The organism is Testudinibacter crocodili (assembly GCF_006228025.1).
GTDB lineage: Bacteria > Pseudomonadota > Gammaproteobacteria > Enterobacterales > Pasteurellaceae > Chelonobacter.
This window is the reverse complement of the sequence record NZ_VDHF01000124.1, coordinates 1-2616: the sequence shown is the minus strand read 5'-3', so window position 1 is coordinate 2616 and position 2616 is coordinate 1. Positions and strand designations below refer to the sequence as shown.

Here is a 2616-nt window from a genome sequence, read left to right as displayed (position 1 = left end):
AAGTGTGGTAGGGGATTGTATTTGGTTCAGTGATGGCGTATCTATTGGCGGCGATTTAACGATTACCAGTTTACAAGACAGCTTGCAGTATAAAGGCAAGCAGCAAAATATCAGCGGTCAAATCACGGTAGGCTACGGCGTATCAGGCTCGGCAAGTTATAACCAATCGAAGATGAATGCGGATTATGCCAGTGTGCAAGAACAATCCGGACTGTTTGCTGGGGATGGCGGCTACCAAGTGACGGTGAAAGGGCATACTGAGTTGGGCGGCGGCTTAATCACTTCAACGGCACAGGCGGAATCAGAGGGGAAAAACCGTTTCCGCACCGGCACAATGGATTATCGAGATATTGAAAATTATGCCAATTACAGCGGAAGTACGCTAGGAGTGAGTGGCGGTTTCAGTGTCGGCGGCGGCGAGAGTGCGAAAGAAATAGGCGGAGTGAAGTTAGCGTCGCAGGGGCAAAATTATGCCCAGCAAGAGGGTGACCCGAATAGCGGTAAGGGCAAAACCGAAGTTAGTATGAGCATCGGTTTTGGTTCAGACAGCAGCCGTGCCGGTGATGTCACCCGCAGTGGTATCAATACCCGCAATATTGAGATAACCGACAGTGTTGCACAGCAAGCCCGCACGGGAAAAAGTGCAGAAACAGTATTGAGCGGTGTGCAAACGGATATCACCACGGAAAGTGCGGTAGCACGCTCAGGCAGGGTGAGCAATCAATTTGATAAAGACGCCTTGCAAAAAGAGTTAGATATTCAACGGGTGACGACGGAAGGTTTTGGAAAAACCGCAGCACAGGGCGTGGCTTATACTGCCGAAAAACTGGGTGATGTGAAAGCCTATGAGCTGACGGAAGGGGTTAAAGCGCAAGCGGAGCAAGTGCTCAAACACGAAACTGACCCGAGCAAACGTGCTGTGTTGAAAGATAAGATTGCACAAGCAGACGCCTATCTGGAACAGAACCAAGCGAACTACACCTTATGGAAAGAGGGCGGCGCAGGGCGCACCGCACTTCATGCGCTAGCAGGCGGGATGTTAACCGGCAATGTCAGCGGTGCCGTGGCAAGTGGCACAACCTCGGCTGCCGCCCCGCACTTGAATGCACTGGGTCAAAAATTGGGCGATGTGGGCAAAGCGGTATTGGATATCGGTGCGGGTATGGCGATAGGGGCAGCAACCGGTGGCGGTACGGCAGCGGTGAGTGCAGGCGGCAATACCGATTGGTATAACCGCCAGTTGCATCCGAGTGAGTTGGATTGGATTCGGAATAATGCGGAAGCCTTTGCCAAAGAACAGGGCATTAGTGAGGCAGAAGCGGAGCAGCGTTTGCTTGAGCGAGCGGCACAACGGGTGGATTATGCCTGGTCGAAGATGATAGACAGCCAAGATGCGGCGGCGGATAGTTTCCTGTCCTCGGCGTCGGGTATGAAAGGCGATGTGCCGTCCTCAAGTGCGGTGAGCTTTATCAACAGTGAAGGCAAAGCACAGAACTTGTTTAGCGTTTCAGGTGATGAATATTACTCAATAGGAAAATATTCAAATTTAGCGGCAAAGTATAATCGAGAAAACAGTCAGTTTTTGACGAATATTCTTGTGCCGAAAGTGAAGAATAACCTTGTTTTTGAGGGTGTGAAAGACGGTGGTAATGCGCTTAGTGAGGCAGCAAGAGCAGCGTTGGATTCTCCGATAGAGGCCACCAAAAATATGGTGAAAACGGTTGAATATAACCTGTCGGACTGTTTAAAAAATCCGGCAACATGTGCAACAGAAAAATGGACGACCTTTGATACATCTTCGGGCGACTTACTGAGAACGCATTACAACCAGGCAGATGTTAATGCCCTGTACGGCAAAGATATGACTGCCGAAACCGCACTCGTGCCATTAATGAGAGGCGGAACAGTGGTGGCGGAAGTACTGCCGGTGGTAAAAGCCGGGTCAGTTGCGGTTAAATCAGTCGATAATATGCTATCACCTTTAGCGAAAGGTGTTGATGCGAATGAAAAGTTGCCTATTGTTGAAAAAGTATATGGATATACTACAGTTGAAATAAATATTAATGATAAAAATATTTGGTCAGCGACTAAGAAAAATACATCTAAGGAAAATGCACTAGAGCATTGGGTTAAACATAAAGCAGAGTTTCCTGAATTAAAAACCGTAAATGAATATTTAAATACTGTTCATAATTTTATTCAAAATCCACCTAGTGGAACTTTAACTAAAACTAGGAGTAATGGTGATACTCTGCTTTATCATCCAAGTTCAAATATATTTATATCCATAAATAAAGAAGGTATTCCAAAGACAATGTTTAAGCCACAGGCAGGTTTAAATTATTGGGAGGCTCAAAAATGAATGTAGATAAATACCGCTGCCCTTGTTGTGGGAATTATAGTTTGTTTTCTGAAAGGGAATATGAGATTTGTAATATATGTGGCTGGGAAGATGATCCTATTCAATTTGATGATCCTGATTTTTATGGGGGGGCGAATCTGTTAAGTTTAAATAAAAGCAGGGAAGTGTATTACGCGTTATTAAAGGAAATTTTTTAATAATTTTATGATTAAAATTATTGATGATATTAATATAAATAGTAAATTACCTATTGT

The 2616-nt window shown here is 45.4% G+C and carries 1 protein-coding gene and 1 pseudogene; both read left to right on the top strand.

Translation table 11 applies throughout. The annotated features are described in order from the left end of the window. Positions 1-2362, top strand: a pseudogene (locus FHQ23_RS12445) (hypothetical protein); the annotation flags it as partial. After that, complete coding sequence (locus tag FHQ23_RS11455) at positions 2359-2559, top strand: CPCC family cysteine-rich protein (protein WP_139614439.1); 201 nt, start codon at positions 2359-2361, stop codon at positions 2557-2559. The pseudogene FHQ23_RS12445 and the gene FHQ23_RS11455, both read left to right, overlap by 4 nt. The last annotated feature ends 57 nt before the right edge of the window (positions 2560-2616 follow it).

Excerpts from the sequence above, each read along its gene's own strand:
- FHQ23_RS11455 (WP_139614439.1), top strand. The coding sequence starts at position 2,359 with ATGAATGTAGATAAATACCGCTGCCCTTGTTGTGGGAATTATAGTTTG.